Source organism: Microbispora sp. NPDC049633 (assembly GCF_040675265.1).
Classification (GTDB): Bacteria; Actinomycetota; Actinomycetes; order Streptosporangiales; family Streptosporangiaceae; genus Microbispora; species Microbispora maris.
Window position 1 is genome coordinate 1 of record NZ_JBFAOO010000144.1, and the last position, 18,507, is coordinate 18,507.

Annotated in this window: 11 protein-coding genes; 6 read left to right on the top strand and 5 right to left on the bottom strand. The window is 72.7% G+C overall.

Annotated features, from left to right (window positions below):
- Window positions 1-133 precede the first annotated feature (133 nt).
- The 3 genes from AB0J39_RS28625 to AB0J39_RS28635 form a co-directional block, all read right to left on the bottom strand.
- Window positions 134-1,702, bottom strand: coding sequence for a glycoside hydrolase family 43 protein (locus AB0J39_RS28625; RefSeq protein ID WP_363470042.1), 1,569 nt, complete (start codon window positions 1,700-1,702; stop codon window positions 134-136).
- Between the two features lie 168 nt (window positions 1,703-1,870).
- On the bottom strand, window positions 1,871-4,816 hold the full coding sequence (locus AB0J39_RS28630; RefSeq protein WP_363470045.1) for an endo-1,4-beta-xylanase: 2,946 nt from the start codon (window positions 4,814-4,816) through the stop codon (window positions 1,871-1,873).
- A gap of 109 nt (window positions 4,817-4,925) precedes the next feature.
- Window positions 4,926-6,302 carry a cellulase family glycosylhydrolase gene (locus AB0J39_RS28635; protein ID WP_363470048.1) on the bottom strand — a complete coding sequence of 459 codons (1,377 nt, stop codon included), beginning with the start codon at window positions 6,300-6,302 and terminating at the stop codon, window positions 4,926-4,928.
- 245 nt (window positions 6,303-6,547) lie between these two features.
- Here AB0J39_RS28635 and AB0J39_RS28640 point away from each other — a divergent pair, with 245 nt between their 5' ends.
- The 3 genes from AB0J39_RS28640 (at window position 6,548) to AB0J39_RS28650 (ending at window position 12,486) form a co-directional block, all read left to right on the top strand.
- A complete protein-coding gene (locus AB0J39_RS28640) occupies window positions 6,548-7,558 on the top strand; it encodes a LacI family DNA-binding transcriptional regulator (RefSeq protein ID WP_363470051.1) in 1,011 nt (336 codons plus the stop codon).
- Window positions 7,559-7,879: 321 nt separating this feature from the next.
- Complete coding sequence (locus AB0J39_RS28645; protein WP_363470054.1) at window positions 7,880-9,742, top strand: alpha/beta fold hydrolase; 1,863 nt, start codon at window positions 7,880-7,882, stop codon at window positions 9,740-9,742.
- 143 nt (window positions 9,743-9,885) lie between these two features.
- Window positions 9,886-12,486 (top strand): chitinase C-terminal domain-containing protein, encoded by a 2,601-nt coding sequence (locus AB0J39_RS28650; protein ID WP_363470057.1) that lies wholly within the window; start codon window positions 9,886-9,888, stop codon window positions 12,484-12,486.
- A gap of 162 nt (window positions 12,487-12,648) precedes the next feature.
- Here AB0J39_RS28650 and AB0J39_RS28655 read toward each other — a convergent pair whose 3' ends face one another.
- Window positions 12,649-13,878, bottom strand: a complete 1,230-nt coding sequence (locus tag AB0J39_RS28655; RefSeq protein ID WP_363470059.1) for an MFS transporter — start codon at window positions 13,876-13,878, stop codon at window positions 12,649-12,651.
- 222 nt (window positions 13,879-14,100) lie between these two features.
- On the opposite strand from AB0J39_RS28655, the gene AB0J39_RS28660 reads away from it, so the two are divergent.
- Both AB0J39_RS28660 and AB0J39_RS28665 read left to right on the top strand, forming a co-directional pair.
- Window positions 14,101-14,928, top strand: coding sequence for a copper resistance CopC family protein (locus tag AB0J39_RS28660; RefSeq protein WP_363470062.1), 828 nt, complete (start codon window positions 14,101-14,103; stop codon window positions 14,926-14,928).
- Window positions 14,925-15,971 (top strand): CopD family protein, encoded by a 1,047-nt coding sequence (locus AB0J39_RS28665; RefSeq protein ID WP_363470065.1) that lies wholly within the window; start codon window positions 14,925-14,927, stop codon window positions 15,969-15,971. Before AB0J39_RS28660 ends, AB0J39_RS28665 begins: the two co-directional genes overlap by 4 nt.
- Window positions 15,972-16,267: 296 nt before the next feature.
- Here AB0J39_RS28665 and AB0J39_RS28670 read toward each other — a convergent pair whose 3' ends face one another.
- Window positions 16,268-17,563: a hypothetical protein gene (locus AB0J39_RS28670; RefSeq protein ID WP_363470068.1), complete on the bottom strand. Its 1,296-nt coding sequence runs from the start codon at window positions 17,561-17,563 to the stop codon at window positions 16,268-16,270.
- A gap of 163 nt (window positions 17,564-17,726) precedes the next feature.
- Between AB0J39_RS28670 and AB0J39_RS28675 the strand changes: the two genes are divergently transcribed.
- Window positions 17,727-18,507, top strand: a 781-nt coding sequence (locus AB0J39_RS28675) for an alpha/beta fold hydrolase (RefSeq protein ID WP_363470071.1), incomplete at its 3' end; no start/stop codon positions are given.

Here is an 18,507-nt window from a genome sequence, read left to right on the forward strand (position 1 = left end):
CGCGAACCGGGCGCTCATCGTGGCGCCCGCGTCCGCCCGGGCCACCTGGCGGGCCGTACGGCTCTCGCCCGCCCTGGCGGTGCGGGCGGCCGGCACGGCCTTCCGCCGGATCATGCGCTGACACACGTCCGGATCACGGGCTGAGCGGCAGGTACTCGAACCAGTCGAACGCGGCGACGTTGGAGCTCGGGCGGCCGTTGGAGCTGGCGTACATGCCGACGTAGGCCCCGGTGAAGCCACCGGCGACCGCCGTGCTGAGGATCCTGCCGTCCACCGGGTCGCCGAGGTCGGTCCACTCCCCCGCCGTCACGGCGTACCTGGCCTGGTAGGCCTGCCCGCGCGCCTCGACGCCGAGGTACAGCCGCCGCTGGCCCGGCACCCGTACGGAGGCGAGCAGGTCGTCGCCGCCCCCTTTCCTGCGGACGAGTTCGAGGCCGCGCTGGGTCCGCACGAGCAGCACGTGGTGGTCGTCGTTCTGCACCAGCGCGAGCCCCGCGCACTCCCCGGCCGCGGGCGTGAAGTCGAGCGCGGCGTGGACGGCGAAGTCCACGTGCTGCTGCCGGCGGGCGACCAGACTCGGGTTGACCCGCTGGGCCAGCGTCTCGGGCCGCAGCCGCAGCCGCAGCCGGCTGTCGCCGAGACTCCAGTAGGGCGCGCGCGGGGTGCGCAGGTGGTTCCAGACCGGGGAGAGCCGGCCGGCGTCGAAGTGGTCGCAGGCGGGCACGGCGGGCCAGCGGTGCTCGGGCAGCGCGGGCCCCGCGGCCACGGGCTCGACCTGGGCGGCGACCGGCCAGCCGTCCTCCCAGGTGACCCGGGTGAGGAAGGTCTCCCTGCCCAGGTTGTCGCCCCGCACGTTGCCGGCGCCCAGGTCGCCGGGGGTGCCGTACGGGCGCGTGGCCAGCAGCACCATCCACCACTCGCCGTCCTGGGTCTCCACCAGGTCGGCGTGGCCCGTGCAGGCGATGGGGTGACCGAGGCCGAGATGCCGGTGGGTGAGGATCGGGTTGCGCGGGTTCGGCTCGTAGGGCCCGGTCACGTGGTCGGCCCTGGCCACCACGACCGCGTGGTCGTACGACGTGCCGCCCTCCGAGCTCAGCAGGTAGTACCTGCCGCCGATCTTGTAGAGGTGGGGGCCCTCGGCCCACACGGCGCCCCGCTGGACGGCCTCCCAGACGATCCGCTCCTCGCCTCGCGGCTCCAGCGTGACCGGGTCGAGCTCCAGGAGGTAGACCTCGGTCTCGCCGGGGTAGCGGGCCGCCTCCTTCTCCCGTGTGGCGGTGAACCAGACGCGGCCGTCGTCGTCGAACAGCAGCGAGGGATCCATGCCGCGGGTGCCCGGCAGCCATCGGGGCTCGCTCCAGGGGCCCGCGGGGTCGGCGGCGGTGACGATGAAGTTGCCCGGCCCGTCCACCACCGTGGTCACGACATAGAAGACGCCCCTGTGATGGCGGATGGTGGCGGCGTAGACGCCGCCCGAGGGCCGCACGCCGTCCAGGTCGAGCTGGGACGGGCGGTCGAGCACGTGCCCGAGCTGCCGCCAGTTGACCAGGTCGCGGCTGTGGAAGATCGGCACCCCGGGGAACCACTCGAAGCTGGAGGTCACCAGGTAGTAGTCCTCCCCCACCCGGCACACCGATGGATCGGGGTGGAACCCGGGGATGACCGGATTCCGGAACTCCCACCCGTCGACTGCGTCGATCATTCGTCCCCTCTCTCTCAAGCGTGACCGGCCCGGTTCCCCCTTCCGGGGGGAACCGGGCCGTCCGGCGCGGACACGGTGCGCCAGAGCCTCCCAGCGCGGGGCCTCCCTGCGCCAGGCCCCCGCGGCGGATCCGGCTCCGGTCATCGGTGTCCGGCTGGATGCCGGGGCTCAGCGCCGAAGCCGGAGCACGCCCCAGTGGCTGGTGTCCCGGTAGCTCTGGCCGGTGGCGTCGCTCCAGGTCACCGCGCTCGTACGGGCGGTCCCGGCGGCGTCGTTGACCTGGACGTCGAAGCCGAGCAGCGCGCCGTCCTCCAGGGGGAACGTGGGCAGCTTCACGGCCGCCTCGACCACGTATCCGCCGGGGACGACCTTCGCGGCGGCCGTCAGGTTGTCCTTCACGCCCGCGGCGTCGAAGGTGCCGCCGACGCTGGTCCTCCCGGAGAAGCTGATCCGGTACTGGCCGTCGTCGTCGCCGTAGCCCCTGGTCTTGCCGTTGCCGGGGTCGACGAAGAACTCGACCGAGTCCTGCTCCCAGGGGTTGGCCGACTGCTCGCTGAGCGTCAAGTCGGAGACCTGCGCCAGCAGGTAGAGCGTCCCGCCGCTCCACAGGGCCCGGGCCCGCGCGGTCGCCCCGGACGTGCCCTGGATCCACGTGGCGGTGCGGATCTCCGGCGCCTCCGACCTGCGCGGGTCCACGGCGCCGTCGACCACGGGCTGCCGCCGGGGCGCCGTGGTGAGCTTCACCGCCGGAACGGCCGTCACCGTGCCGGTCCACGAGGTCTGCGACCCGCCGGAGGCGTCCCTGACCACCACGCCGACGTCGGTGCCGAGGGGAAGCCGCGCCTCCACCCGGTAGCCGCCGGGCGTCTTCTTCACGGCCGCGTCCACGCCGTGCGGGTGGCCGCCGTCACGCCCGACCGCGTACGGCCTGCCGCCGACGGTGAGCGTCACCCGGTCGCCGCGATCGTCGTCCGGGTCGCGCACCTCGGCCAGGACGTACAGCCACTTGGCCGACGAGCGGGCCTGGAACCCGGCCGACACCTGGCCCACCCGGGCGATGGGGACGTCGGGCAGCAGGTCCCATTCGAGGTCGCGGCCGCCGTCCACCTTCGGCGTCGCGGCGGGGGCCTCCAGCCTGCGCACCAGCGGCGGCAGCTTCGCCGGGTCGGCGATCCCCCAGTACGCCGGCTTGGCCTGGAGCTCGTCGTCGAAGAGCAGCGGCGCGTTCAGCCGGGTGATCGGGAAGGTCGACAGCCACGTGTCGTCGTCGGCCAGGCCCCAGACGGTGACCGAGCTGATCTCGCTCTCGTGCCTGCGGAAGACGTCGAACAGCTCCTTGTAGCGGTAGCCCTGCTCGGCGAGCACCTCCGCGGGGATGGTGTCCCACGTGGAGACGAAGTCGGGGTAGACGCTCACGTCCAGCTCGGTGATCTGCTGGTCCACGCGGAGCGTCGCGAACGTCTCGACGGTGGCCTCGACCTCGGCGGCCGGCGGCTGCTCGATGTTCAGGTGGAGCTGGTGGCCGACGCCGTCGATCGGCACGCCCTCGGCCTTCAGCTTTTTCACCAGGGCGAACAACGCCTGCCGCTTGCGCGGGAACTCGGTGTTGTAGTCGTTGATGAACAGCTTGGCCGCCGGGTCGGTCTCGCGCGCGACCCGGAAGGCCGTGCGGATGAAGTCGAGACCGGTGATCTGGAACCACTTCGACCGGCGCAGCCCGTCGGGCTGGTTCTCGTCGATCACCTCGTTGACCACGTCCCAGACCGCGATCTTGCCCTTGTACCGGCCGACCAGGGTCTTGACGTGGTTCTCCAGCCGCTTCAGCAGCAGCGCCTTGTCCTGCGCGGAGGAGGTGAGGTCGCGGTCGCCGTCCTTGAACACCCAGTCGGGCGTCTGGCTGTGCCAGGCGAGCGTGTGCCCGCGGAAGGTCAGCCCGTGCTGGACGGCGTAGTCCACCAGGTAGTCGCCCTCGGCGAAGCTGAACTCGCCCTCGCGCGGCTCGGTCGCGTCCCACTTGAGGTCGTTGCCGGGGGTGACGCCGCCGAAGTGCTTGAGCAGCAGGTCGCCGTGCTCGCCGAGCGTCTGGGCGCGGGAGATCGCCGCCCCCAGGGTGAACGGCACCTCGTCCTTCAGCGAGGGGATGCCGGTCTGGATCGGCTTGGGCTCGACGTACGTCAGCGTGAAGTCGTCCAGGTAGAAGGGGAACGTCCCGTCGTCGGACTCCAGATAGACGCTGAGGAAGTCCACGTCGTGGGCGAGGGTGTAGGTGCCGGTGAGCTGGACCCACTGCCCCGCCGGGACCGCCTTCGGCGCGGCCACCCGCTCGTAGCTGGGCGTGCCGCCGGTCCGGCGCTCGATCGACAGGCCGAGGTTGCCCGAGGTCGTGTCCGGGCCGAGGCGCACCCAGGCCGACAGGGTGTACTTCGACCCCTTGGCCATCTTGCCCAGCACGCTGATCGCCGGGCCGTCCCACGAGGCCGAGCGGCCGGTGACGGCGAGGCTGCGCGTGCCGCCGTGCGCCGCCTCCGTGCTCGCCGTCAGGGACGCCGAAGCGCGCGGCGACCAGCCCTGCGCCGTGCCGGTCTCGAAGTCGGTGGTGAGCCCGGAGCGCGAGGGGTCGCTGTCGGAGGTGACCACGATGTCGTCGATGTAGTACTTCGCGGTGGCGTCGGAGCTCTCGGCGTAGAGCTGCAGGCCGGTGGAGTCGGCTCCGAAGGAGTAGGTGCCCGACAGTTCGGCCCAGCCGCCGTCGGTCACGGTGGCCGCGGCGACCCGCTCGTAGGTGGTCTCACCGCCGTCGGGGGTGCGCTGCATGGTCAGCGCGATCGTGCCGGCCGGCTCCCCGCTCACCATCCGCGCGTACGCGGTCACCTGGTAGGTGACGCCCTTCTCGAAGGGCGGGCTGATGGACGCCCCGTGCCAGGTGGCGGTGCGGCCGGAGGTGAGCAGGGAGCGTGACCCCGAGTGCGCGGCGTCGGAGGTCGCGCCGACCTCGACCCCGTCGCCTCTCGGCCCCCATCCCTGGGTGGTGCCGTCTTCGAAGTCGTACTTCGCGACCTGTACGGCCGCGGCGGCGGCGGGAATCGCGTTCACCGCGACCGCCGGCAGTCCCATGAGTGCGCACAAGACGGCCACGGCTGCGGGCCGAACTGGCAGCAAACGCGTAACTACCGCGGCCGTCCGGGAAAGGAGGCTGCGCATCGGGGGGTCTCCTCGTGCCGCGCTAGCGCGCGGACAGGTTGTCGGCGAGAAGCCGGATCAGAGGCTCGCGCCGGGTGCAGTGGGACAGGGCGAACGAGTCGGCGAGCGCGAGCAGTTCGTCGCCGGTCAGCCCGCGGAACAGATCGGCGTACTCGGGGAGCAGCGCCTGTGCGATCAGGATGTGCCGGATGAGGTCGTCGGTCTGGTAGCGGGCGCCCCACGGGTAAGGGTCCCAGCTCGGGAACTCGGTGTCGATCAGCCGGTGCAGCGGCGCGAGCTCGCCCGCCGTCTCCTCCATCGTCGAGCCCCACCGGTCGGCGCCGAGCCGCTTCTTCTTCGCCATGAACGGCCCGAACCGCTCCATGTACGACCCGCCGGCGCAGACCAGGCCCTGCAGGCCGACGTCCTTGTAGGTCCAGATGGACCAGCCGGCCTCGTACGCGTCGAAGATCTCCAGCTGGTCGCGCAGGATCTGGTAGCGCTGCTCGTCCACCGTGGGGTCACCGGTGTAGACGGGCCCGAACTCCCCGACCCAGATCGGCGTGCCGGTCTCCCGCTGGAAGGTGGTGCGGCGGGCGAAGGTGCGCTCCAGCTCGTCGCGGTCGCACCACTCGCCTCGGGTGAAGCCCGGGTAGGGGCCGCCGTGGGCGAACCCGGCCAGCGCGTAGTCGTGGCAGACGAAAACGGTGTTCTCGTAGACCTCGTGGAAGACCGAGAAGTCGGTCGAGTAGGTGTTGCCGTCGAGGAACAGCACGTGGGCGGGGTCCACCGCGCGCAGCGCCTTGACCAGACGGTCGTAGAAGGGCCCGACCACCCTGCCGCTGGGGTCGCCCGGCTCGTTGACCGGGTTGTAGCCCGCCACCCACGGGTTGTCCTTGTAGTGGTCGGCCAGCGCCTCCCACAGGTGCACCGCCCGGTCCTGGAAGTGCCGGTGCTGCCAGAAGGAGGCGATGTGGGTGGGGTTGTCGGAGTGCCAGTGCTGGTTCTGCGCCCCCGGGAGCGCGTGCAGGTCGATGACGCTGTAGATGCCGCGCTCACCCAGCATCCCGATCACACGGTCGAGATGGCGGAAGCCGCGCTCGATGATCTCCATCGGCCGGTCGTCCGTCTCGAAGTGGCGGTAGTTCACCGGAATCCGCACGCAGTTGACGCCCGTGTCCCGCAGCAGGTCGGCGTCGGCCTCGGTGAAGAACGAGGTGAGGAAGCGCTCGAAGAACAGCTCGTAGCGTTCCTCGCCGAGCGCTTCTCGCACCGCCGCGCGCATGGAGGACTCGTCGGCCGCGTAGCCGGTGATGAAGTTCTCCATGTTGAGCCAGCCGCCCAGGCCGACCCCCCGCAGCCGGACCGTGCCGCCCGTCTCGTCTACCAGCCGGGATCCGGACACACGCAGCAGCGTCATCGACTCTCCTCAATCTTCCGAAAATCCTCGAAACCGGCGGCGTGGCCGGAGGGCGACGGCCCCGCTTCTCCACGGCGACCCGCTGCTGAAAAGTTTCGGCCAGTATCCGAATGTTTCGTGGTCCGGAGGATAAGTAAAGCTGACGTTGAGCGTCAAGGGCGCTGTCGGCTTGATCACGACGGTCAACCGTCTCATCAGGAGGAACCGGTTCAGGTATCCCGAAAGTTTCGGCTACGATCTGTTTCATGCCAGTGAAAAGGCGGGTGACCATCGCCCAGATAGCGGAGGAGGCCGGAGTCTCCGTTCCGACCGTGTCCAAGGTGATCAACGGCCGTCCCGAGGTGGCGCCGGAGACCCGTCAGCGGGTGGAGCGCCTCCTGCAGAAGCACGGCTACCAGCGCAGGACGGGACAGGGCGACGGCCCGGTCGGTTTACTGGACCTGGTGTTCGCCGAGATCGAGAGCCCGTGGGCCATGGAACTGGTGCGCGGAGCCGAGCAGGCGGCGCACGAGGCCGCCGCGAGCGTCGTGATATCCGTGCTGCACACCCATGCGGGCCCCGGCCGTGACTGGCTCGAGCGCATCGCGGCGCGGCGCACGGACGGCGTGATCATCGTCAGCTCCCGGCTCTCGGTGCGGCAGCAGGGCCAGCTCAGCGCCCGCTCGATCCCGTTCGTCGTCGTCGACCCCGAGGGCGAGCCGCCGCCCGGCGTGGCGTCGGTCGGCGCGACCAACTGGCACGGCGGCCTGGCGGCCACGCGCCACCTCCTCGACCTCGGCCACACCCGGATCGGGATGATCGGCGGTCCGCCCGACATGCTCTGCAGCCGGGCCAGGATCGACGGCTACCGCGCCGCGCTGGAGACCGCCGGGGTGTCCATCGACCCCGAGCTGATCCGGTACGGCGACTTCCTGGTCAACTCGGGCCACGACGCCGGTCACGCGCTGCTCTCGCTGGACAGCCCCCCGACCGCCATCTTCGCCGGCAGCGACATGCAGGCGTTCGGCGTGTTCGAGGCGGCCAGGCAGCGGGGCCTGCGGGTGCCCGAGGACCTCAGCGTGGTCGGCTTCGACGACCTGCCGCTGTCCCGGTCCGCGTGGCCGCCGCTGACCACCGTGCGCCAGCCGCTGGAGGAGATGGCCGCGCTGGCCGCACGCATGGTGCTGGCCATGGGCCGGGGCGAGAACACCGAGGCCCGCCGCGTCGAGCTGTCCACCGATCTGGTGATAAGGGAGAGCACCGCGAGTCCCCGGTGAAAAGCCCGGTGGAACGATGAAACCGGGACCGGTCCCATGATCGTCCAAAATGGGAGCGCATGGACGAACGGGGGCGCGATGGCCGACGGACACGCTAAGGTTTCTGCGGATATCGCCGGGTTCGCGGGACGGGGCTGACGGTTGCGGAGTTGGGGTGGAGCGGCCGTCACGGCATTCGCCGCGGCACTCATGCTCCTGGGAGGTTCCGGGTCGGCGGCCCTCGCGGCGCCGGCGCGCGACGAGGCCGGGACGGTGCGGACCACGGCCCACGGGGCGAGCGGAACGCACGCGGTGACCTCCTCGGGGTCAGTGGTTCCCCACATGACCGGGGCGGCGGCACCGTCCGTCGAGGAGCGGCCCTGCCCGGTCGCCGTGCCGTCCGGCACGACCTGCGGCTACCTGCTCGTCCCCGAGCGGCGCGACGTCCCCAACAGCAGGACCATCAAGGTCGGCTACGCGGTGCACCGCGCGCCGGAAGCCCAGGGGCAGGCCGCCGACCCGGTCGTGTACATGAGCGGCGGCCCGGGATCGGCCTCGCTCCAGCTCACCGGATTCCTCACGCAGATGCTCCCCGGCCGTGACGTGGTCGTCCTCGAACAGCGCGGCGGACGCTACTCCGAGCCAAGGCTGAGCTGCCCCGAGATCGCCCGCGGGATCGTCGACACCCTGCGCACGCCCGGGCCGGGGGCGGCCGAGAACGTCCCGCTCGCCCGGCAGGCGGAGGCCTGCCAGTCGCGCCTGGAGGCGGAGCACATCGACCTGCGCGGCTACCGGACCGCCGAGATCGCGGCCGACGTCGTGGACCTGCGGGCCGCGCTCGGCTACCCGGGGTGGCACCTGTTCGGCGTCAGCTACTCCACCCGCCCGATGCTGCTGGCGGCGGCGCGCGACCCGGAGGGCACCCGGGGGGTCGTGCTCGACTCCCTGCTGCCCGCGCGCGCCCACTGGTACGACGAGGCGGCCGGCACGCTCGCGGCGACGATGACCAAGCTGGGGATCGCCGCCCGGTTCGACGCCATGGTGAAAGCGCTCGATGCCCGCCCCGCGACGTACGAGACCCGGGACCCGCTCACCCGGGAGCGGCTGACCGTGCGGCTCAACGGGGACGACGTGGCGACGATCCTCGCCGAGGCGCTGCACGAGACCGACGTGATCCCGATCGTGCCGGCCCTCGTGGACGGGCTGGCCTCCGGCCGCACCGAACTGCTGCAGCCCCTGGTCGACGCGGCGGGCGACGGGCTGACCTCGCACGAGTGGGGGCTGTACTACGCCGTCCAGTGCCAGGACGAGGTGCCGGACAACACCTTCCCCGAATCGCGGGGCCCCCGCCTGTTCACCGGGGTCGTCGACGCGGCGATCTGCGACGCCTGGGGACTGCCCGCCGCGCGGGCCGAGGCCGACGCGCTGACGCCCGGCGCGACCGGCGCGACCGTCGCCCCCGCCTCCGCGCGAGGCGAGACGGGAGGCGAGACGGGAGGCGAGACTGGAGGCACGGCGGCCGGGAGCACGGCGGAAAGCACGGTGGCCGGGAGCACGGCCGCCGGGAGCGGGGTCCCGCCGATCCTGGTCCTGGGCGGCGAGTACGACCCCACCACCCCGCCCGAGGCCGCGCGTGAGGCGGTGTCGGCCGTGCCGGGCGCGCGGTTGGCCGAGTTCGCCGGGACCGGGCACGCCGTGTTCCTGTCGAACGGCTGCGCACGCCGGATGATCGCCGCGTTCCTCGACGACCCGGCCGCGACTGCGCCCGCGTGTGACCCCGGCGCCGCGCCGCACACGCTCGTGCGGCCGGGCGACCTCGCCCTCACCTCCTCGGTCTACCGGATGCTCCGGTCGCCGATCCCGCTCGTGGTCCCCGCGGCCTTCCTGCTCGTGTCGGCCGTCCAGCTCCTCGCTGCGCTGGTCTCCCTGATCCGCAGGCGCGGCGGCGCGCTGAGCGCGCTCGCGGGCCTGACGGGCGTCGCACTGGGCGGGCTGTCGGCGCTCAGCCTGTCGGCCGTGGAGGATTGGACGACGCTGGCGATCGGGGTGCCGCACGCCCTGGCGTGGTACGGCCTGCTGGCCCTCGTCTCCACGGGACTGTCGGTCGTCGAGGCGTTCCGGCTGAACGCCGCCGCCGCCCGGATCGTCCCCGCCCTGACCGGCCTGGCGTTCCTCGCCTGGCTGTACGGCTGGCTGCTCGCCTGATCAAGCAGGCCTCAAGAGAGAGTTAAAAGGAAAGTTTCTTATTAGAGAGCATTGACGGAGCAGCTCACACCGGCTTACCTTCCGATCAATCCCCTGGGGGCGGGGTGTGGAACGTCGGCACTTCGCCTGTCGGAGGTGTGGCTGTGCGCCTGTCCCTGTTCTCCCGGACCGCACTCGCGGTCTGCCTCACGCTCGCCGCCGGGGCCGCGGTGCTCGGCGGCGGCGCCGCCGGGGCCGCCGCCGGCGACGAGGCGTGCCGGCCCGACGGGCTCTACCGGACGCCCGGGGTGGACGTCCCCTACTGCCTCGCCTACGACGAGAACGGCCGGGAGAAGATGGGCGCCGGCCATCCGCGCCGCATCATCGGCTACTTCACCGGCTGGCGCGACGGAGCCAACGGGCAGACCCGCTACCTCGTGACGGACATCCCGTGGGGCAAGGTCACCTACATCAACTACGCGTTCGCCCACGTGGGGCCGGACAACAAGATCTCCGTCGGCTCCGGCACCCCGAAGAACCCCGCCGTCGGGATGACCTGGCCGGGCGTCGCCGGCGCGGAGATGGACCCCGCCTACTCCTTCAAGGGCCACTTCAACCTCCTCGCCAAGTTCAAGAAGCAGCACCCGGACACCAAGACGCTGATCAGCGTGGGCGGCTGGGCCGAGACGGGCGGTTACTTCGACGACGCGGGGAACCGGCAGGCGAGCGGCGGCTTCTACACGATGACGTCGACCCAGGCGGGTATCGACACGTTCGCGGACTCCGTCGTGTCGTTCCTGCGGACGTACGGCTTCAACGGGGTGGACGTCGACTACGAGTACCCCACGTCCATGAAGGACGCGGGCAACCCGCTGGACTGGCCGGCCGCCAACGCCAGGCGCGCCACCCTCATGAAGGGCTACGCCGCGCTGATGAAGACGCTGCGGGAGAGGCTGGACGCCGCCTCCGCCGCCGACGGCAGGTACTACATGCTGACGGTCGCCGCGCCGTCCAGCGGCTACCTCCTGCGCGGTATGGAGACCTACCAGGTCACGCAGTACCTCGACTACGTGAACATCATGTCCTACGACCTGCACGGCGCGTGGAACAAGTACGTCGGCCCCAACGCCTCGCTGTTCGACGACGGCAGGGACGCCGAGCTCGCCGCCGCCGGCGTGTACGGCACGGCGCAGTACGGCGGCATCGGCTACCTGAACACCGACTGGGCCTACCACTACTTCCGCGGCGCCCTGCCGCCGGGCCGCGTCAACATCGGCCTGCCGTACTACACCCGGGGCTTCAGGAACGTGCAGGGCGGCACGAACGGCCTGTGGGGCACGGCCCCCTCGTCCACCTGCCCGGCCGGGGCCGGCCTGACGAGCTGCGGTGACGGCGCGGTCGGCATCGACAACCTGTGGCACGACCTCGACACGGCCGGCAGGGAGTCGCCCGCGGGGTCCAACCCGATGTGGCACGCCAAGAACCTGGAGAAGGGCGTCCTCGGCGACTACCTGGCCTCCTACGGCGTCACCGACACGTCGCTGACCGGCGCCTACACGCGTCACTACGACTCCACCCTGGTCGCGCCGTGGCTCTGGAACTCCACCAAGAAGGTGTTCCTGTCGACGGAGGACGAGCAGTCGGTGGGGGCCAAGGCCGACTACGTGATCTCCAGGGGCCTCGGCGGAACGATGGTCTGGGAGCTGGCGGGCGACTACGGCTGGAACGCCGCCAAGGGCCAGTACGAGCCGGGGTCCACGCTGACCACGCTGATGTACGACAGGTTCAGGACCGCCACGCCGTACGGGAACGTGCGGGCGACCACCCCGATCCCGGCGCAGAAGCTGGACGTCTCGGTGGAGTTCCGCGACTTCGCCCTGGGCGACAACAACTACCCGATCAACCCGAAGATCCACATCACCAACAACTCGGGTCTGACGCTGCCGGGCGGGACGGAGTTCCAGTTCGACTACGCGACCTCGGCGCCGGGCAACGCGGCCGACCAGTCGGGCTTCGGCTCGACGATCGTCCGCAGGGACCACACCGCGCCGAACAACGTGGGCGGCCTGAAGGGCGACTACAACAGGGTGTCGCTGAAGCTGCCGAGCTGGCAGTCCCTCGCGCCGGGCGCCTCGGTGGACGTCGCCTTCGTCTACTACCTGCCCACCTCCACCCCCTCCAACTGGACGGTCTCCTTCGGCGGCACGACGTACGGGATCACACAGGACCTGGCCAGGGGCGGCGTGACGGCCTCCCCCTCCGTGTCTCCCCCGGTGTCTCCCCCGGTGTCCCCCTCGGCGTCCCCGTCCGCCGGCGCGTGCACGGCGCCCGCATGGTCGTCCACGACCGTCTACACGAGCGGCCTCGTCTCGTACGCCGGGCACACCTGGAAGGCGCAGTGGTGGACCCTGGGCGAGACGCCGGGCACCGCGCAGGTGTGGCTGGACCAGGGACCCTGCGCGTCGGCGTCCCCTTCGGCCTCGCCGTCCGCGTCCCCCAGCACCTCGCCGTCCGCGTCGCCCAGCACCTCGCCGTCCGCGTCGCCCAGCACCTCGCCGTCCGCGTCGCCCAGCGCGTCGCCGTCCGTTTCGCCTTCGGCCTCGCCCTCGGCGAGCCCGGGCCCCCCGGCCTGGACGGCCGGCACGGCGTACGCGGCGGGCGTACGGGTGACCTACGGCGGCGCGGTCTACCAGTGCCGGCAGCCGCACACCGCGCTGGCGGGCTGGGAGCCGCCGAACGTTCCCGCCCTCTGGACCAGGATCTGACCCCACCCGTGTCCGCACGTCCCGCGGCGGCCTCCGCCCGGACGTACGGCCAAGCCTCCGGGCCGGGCCGGACCGGTGACACCGGCACGGCCCGGAGCCGATGCCCGGCGGTCTCCAGCCCATCACCAGGGCGGGAGACCGCCGGGCGTCACGCTGTCTTCCTCATGCCGCCCCGGCGCTTCGGGCACGGCGCGCCACGTGCCGGGTGACCAGCAGCATCGCCCCGACCGAGGCCAGCATGCCGGCGACGATGACCGGCACGACGGCCCCGAACCCGTAGGCGCCGGCGACGAGACCGAACAGCGGGGGGCCGAGGAGCGCGCCCACGCTGCCCATCTGGGCCACCATCCCGGTGCCCACGTCGGCGTGGTCGAGACGCTCAAGCACCAGGGGCAGGGCGGCGAAGCCGAGGGCCCCCAGCAGGCCGTTCTCCAGGGAGACGACCCCCGCGCCGGCCGCCGCGGCGGCCAGGGGCCCGTCGGCGACGTAGGTCAGCCAGGCGGCCGGCACGACCAGCAGCCCCGACGCGGCGAGCGCCGCGAGCGGCACGCCCCGCCGGAGCAGGACTCCCACGGACAGCCCGCCGAGAACGCCGGCGAACGAGATGGCGGAGGTCAGGGCCCCGGCGGCGCCGGCCGAAGTCGCGTGCCTGTCGATCAATAGCGTGGGCAGCAGCACGACCACCGGCATCGTCACCAGCACCATCAGGCAGAAGGACGCGGTGAGCAGCGCGGGCCACGCCAGCGCCCGCGCGCCGGGCACGGGCCCGGCGGCAGCGCCGGAGGCGGACGGCCGCGGCAGCCGCATCCGGACGGCCACCGTCGTCAGCAGCGTCAGCCCCGCGATCAGCAGCACCCAGCCGCGCCAGCCGAGGGCCTCCCCGGTGGCGCCGCCGGCGAGCGTGCTCACTCCGATGCCGACGGGGACGAACGTCGCCCAGACGGACAGGGCGAGCCCCCGGTCCCGCTCCTCGGCGAGATGGAGGATCAGCGCCGGGCAGGCGATGGTGACCACGAGATAGCCGGCGCCCTCGGCGACGCGGGCGGCCAGCAGCCAGGCGAAGCTCCCCGCGGCCGCGCTCAGCGCGCTCGCCGCCGCCATCAGCGCCAGGGCGGCGACCAGCGCCCTGCCCGTGCCGGACCGGCGGACCAGATATCCGGCGGGCAGCCCGGCGACGGCCCCCACCCCGACCACCGCCGAGATCACCCAGCCCAGTTGCGACAGCGACAGCCCGAGCTGCTCGGCCATCGACGGCCCGACCGAGGAGAACTTGCCGTAGCTCATCGCCGCCACGACGCCGGCGAGGTAGACGAGGAGGATCGTCAGCCATGGCGAGCGCCGCACCGGCGCCGCGTTCCGCTCGGATCCGCCTACCGTCGGCTGAGGGGTCATGGCTCTCCTTCGTGGCGGTCGTCACAGCGGACGTACGGTCCCAGTGGCGAATTCGGCTTGTTGTTCACTCAATCAGGAGAATGCGTACGCCGCCTGGCGCATCACCGGAACCGATCACCACGGCACCGTCCGCAGCCGTCGCCGGTCCGCGGTGGGCGTGGGAGGGTCCGATCAGTGGGACCATGGCTGGGTCTGCGCCCGGTGAAAAGGAAGGCAAGGCAGGTGGACCAGGTCGCCCGGATGTGCAACGACGCCCCGGCCCCGCGCATCGGCCGGCGAACGACCGGACGGACCGCTCCGGCGGCGGTACGCGCCGTCGCGCCACGTAACCGTCTGCGGCTGCTCGCCGCGCCGCTGCTGGCCCTGCTCGCGGTGCTGCTGGTCGCGACGCCCGCGCGGGCCCACGACGTGCTCGTCGCCAGCGACCCCAAGGACGGCGCGGTTCTCGGCGCGATGCCCGCCGCCGTGACGCTCACGTTCAACCAGGTCGTGCGCCGCGACTACGCGAGGATCGCCGTCACCGGCCCGGACGGCGCCCACTACGAGCAGGGCGAGGTCAGGGTGGACGGCCCGCGTGTGTCCATCGGCGTACGGACGGGCACCCCTGCGGGGGCCTACGTGATCGGCTACCGCATCGTGTCGAACGACGGTCACCCGGTCACCGGCACCGTGAAGTTCAGCGTGACCGGTGCGGGCGCGGCCCCCGGGACGCCCTCCCAGCCGACGGATCCGCCGGCGGCCGGCGCGACGACCGGCTCCGGCGCGTCGTCCGGTCAGGGCGGCGGAAGCTGGGTGTGGGGGCTGCTGGCCGTCACCGCCGCCCTGCTGGCGCTGTGCGCGCGCGTGCTCGTCAAGCACGACCGCCGGCTGCGCGAGGGGACGGTTCCGGCTCCCTCGTCTCCCCCGGCTCCCCCGGCGACGGACACGACGGCGGGCACGACGGCGGACACGACGGCGGACACGGCAGCGGGGCCGACGCGGGCGGCCTCTCCTGCCAGCACGGCGGGCGGCACGAAGACAAGCGGCACGGCGACGGGTGGCACGGCATGACCGCGACCTCGGAGCGCCGCGTCCCGGCACGCCGGTCGGAGCCCGGAGCGGAGCGGGCCCGTGCCCGGGTCCCGGCGGCCGGGCTGACCGCGGGCGGCGTCCTCGCGGTCGTGATCGCGACATGGCTCACGGTGCCCGGGTCCGTGCCAGGGCTCCCCATGCCGGGCACGATCGTGCAGTACGGCCTGCCGGTCGTCCGCCTCGTGCTCGACCTGGCCGCCACCGCGACCGTCGGGCTCAGCCTGCTCCCCAAGCTCCTCGGCTTCGACGACCCGGACAGGACCGAGCCGGTCGCCGCCAGGGCCCGGCACTGGGCCGTGCTGTTCTCGCTGGTCTGGTGCGCGGCGGCGCTGACGTCGGCCGTCCTCAGCGCGGCCGAGATCACTCCGGGCAGCCTTCCCGACGTGGCGGCGTACGTCGACGGCATCGGCGCCGGCCAGGGCATGATCGTGAGCGCGTCGTGCGCCCTGGCCAGCGCCGCCGTGGGGATGCTCGCGGTGCGGTTCGGTGAGAAGGTCCCGGCCGAGCTGCGGGTGCTCGTCGCCGGGTTCGGGCTGCTGCCGCTCCCGGTCACCGGGCACGCCTCGAACTGGTACTGGCACGACCTCAGCATGGTCTCGATGGAGTTGCACGTCATCGGCGCCTGCGCCTGGGTGGGCGGCCTGGTCGCGCTCGCCGTCCTGCTGCCCCGCCACCGAGACCTGCTCGCCCGCACGTTGCCCCGGTTCTCCCGGCTGGCGACGTACGCGCTGATCGTCGTGGGGCTGTCCGGGCTCTTCAACGGCCTGGTGGAGCTTCTGCTCACGCCAGGCGAGAGCTTCCCCGCGTCGCTGTTCACCACGGGCTACGGCCGGCTCGTGGTCGCCAAGACGGTGTTCACCGCAGTGATCGCGCTGCTGGGGGCCAACATCCGCTGGCGGCTGCTGCCCGCGGTCACGCGTCAGGCCCCGGCGGCGTTCGCCGCCGGGGCGGCCCTGGAGCTGACCGTGATGGGCCTCGCGTACGGCGTCGCGGTCGCACTGACCAAGGCCCCGGTGGCCTGACCGTCGCCCCTGCCTCACCAGCGACCCTGCCTTACCGTCGCCCCTGCCTGACCAACGGCCCTGCCCGGCCGGTGCGCCCCGAGCGCCCCGGCCTCTCCGCGCGCCAAGGCCCGGGCGCCTGCCCGCGGCTCACTCTCAGGACACCGGACACCAGGACGCTGAAAGGGGCCGCCCCGCGAGGGAGCGGCCCCTTGGCATCAGGCCCGGCAGAACCCGCGAGCGCGGGCGGCGGCCGTCAGACGGTGAGCGCGGACCCGGCGGCCGTCAAGCGGCCGGGTCCGGCACGGCGGGCAGCGTCAGGCCGTGGGCGCGGACCCGGCGGCGGGCGCGGGCACCGACTCGGGCGCCGCCCCCGACACCGCCTCCGGCACCGCCGTCGACGCGGCATCGAGCGGCGCGTCCGGCTCGGCCGCGATCTCCCTCTCCCCGGCCCGCCCCTCCTGAGCGATCCTGTCCTCCGCCGCGGCGGCCGTCAGGCCCTGGCGGCCGGCGAACCACTCCAGCGCGTACCACACGACGGCCAGCGCGGCGAGCGCCGCCGGCCAGAACTCCGGCGCGTACGGCGGGGCCTCCAGCACCCGGTCCTGCGCCAGCAGCCCGCCGTACACGCCCGCGGTGGCGAGCACCGCGCCCGCGAGCGGCCGCAGCAGCCTGACCGGGACCAGGAAGGCCAGGTCGACGCAGAGGCCCGCGAGCAGGAAGAAGAACGGGATGGTCGACGGGGGGAACCCGCCGCCGACGAGCAGCGGCCAGATCAGGCATCGGTAGGCCACGTACGACGCGGCGACGGCGGTGGCCGTGAAGCGCCGGCCGATCATGACGCGGGCGAAGACCAGGATTCCGATGCCCACCACGCCCGCGTACACGGCGTAGACGACGTCCGGCACCGGCAGTGAGAACTGGAGGACCATGGCGCGGTCCACGGCCTGCCCCATCTGGTCGGCCGCGAAGTTGAGCAACGTCGGCTCGGCGTACGGCTGCCCCCGGTCCCAGGAGGCCAGCTCCAGCACGCCGTACTCCTGCTGCAGCTCGGGGAAGTGCGCGTTCTCCAGGAAGAACGCGAACAGGCCGCCCAGCACGAGCACGCGCCGCCTGCCCGAAATCGCCGCGTAGCGGCCCGAGCCGATGTACCAGCCGCGGATCACCCCGGCGAGCATCAGCGCGGTGCCGATGTACAGCAGCGCGTGGGACGGGCTCCAGGCCGTGATGTCGATGCCGTTGACCCGGTGGTTGATCAGGTCGAGCGGGATCGCGATGAGGAAGACCCCGGTGCCCCAGACGATCAGGCGGGAGGCCGTGCGGTCCACCCCGTAGCCGGTGTACCAGTGGACGATGGTCAGCGCCACGGCGATCACCGTGCCGGCCGTGTTGAGCAGGTGCGGCGGGGCCAGGTCGTCGCGCAGCCACTTGAAGTGCCACGACACGTCCCAGCTCGACCCGAGCACCTTGAGGACGAACGCCGCGAGCCAGCCCAGGTAGAGCACCCGGAAGAGGTCCTCCGGCGTCCGCCTGCCCGCCTCCCCTCTCGTCCAGTAGGGAAGGGCCCACTCGATCGCGCGAGCGGGGACTTGCTTGAGCGGCGTTCCATTCACGCGCGAAATGATGCCGCTCCCCATGGTGGGGCGCAATCAGGGATTACCCCGATCCATCATCACGATTCGTACCGGTGATCGGGTATGGACGGCGAGGCACGGTCGTCCACAGGCGCGGCGGGCTCCTCAGCTGTCTCTCAGGAGTGACGAGTAGCATCTCGACATGGCTTTTCCGGGTGGGCGGCGTGCCCTCGCGATCGTGGTCTCGCTGGTCATCCTGATGGCCGCGGGCGTGACGTGGGCTCTGTGGCCCTCCGACCCCGTGGTGAAGGGTCGTGACCTGGTCATCCCCGTCATGGACGGACCGGCGGACGACCAGCGCGTCGACCTCGACGCCACCTTCTATCCCCCGGCCTCCGGCGGCAGGGCTCCCGCCGTGCTGCTCGCCCACGGCTTCGGCGGCAGCAAGGAGAGCGTGCGTGAGCAGGCGGGGCGGCTCGCGGGGCAGGGCTACGCCGTGCTCACCTGGTCGGCGCGCGGGTTCGGCCGCTCGACCGGGCAGATCGCGCTCAACTCCCCCGACTACGAGGTCAAGGACGTGCGGGGGCTGATCGACTGGCTGGCCGGGCGGCCCGAGGTGCGTCTCGACGGCCCGGGCGACCCGCGCGTCGGGATCGCCGGCGGCTCCTACGGCGGCGCGATCGCGCTCATGACCGCGGCCTACGACAGCCGGGTCGACGCGATCGTCCCCCAGATCACCTGGCACGACCTCGCCGACGCGCTCTTCCCCGACGCCTCCGGCAAGGGGCCGGTGAACGGCGTGTTCAAGAAGATGTGGGCCGGTATCTTCTTCACCTCCGCGGCCGACCGGCTGGCCCCGGGCGGCGGCTCCGGCGCGGGCGGTCTCGCCGGCCTCGCCGGTGCGGCCGCGCAGCCGCCCGGCGGATCCGGGGGCCGGGGGGCCGGGCAGGGGTGGGGGGAGGCCGCCGCGGCGGCGCCCGGAC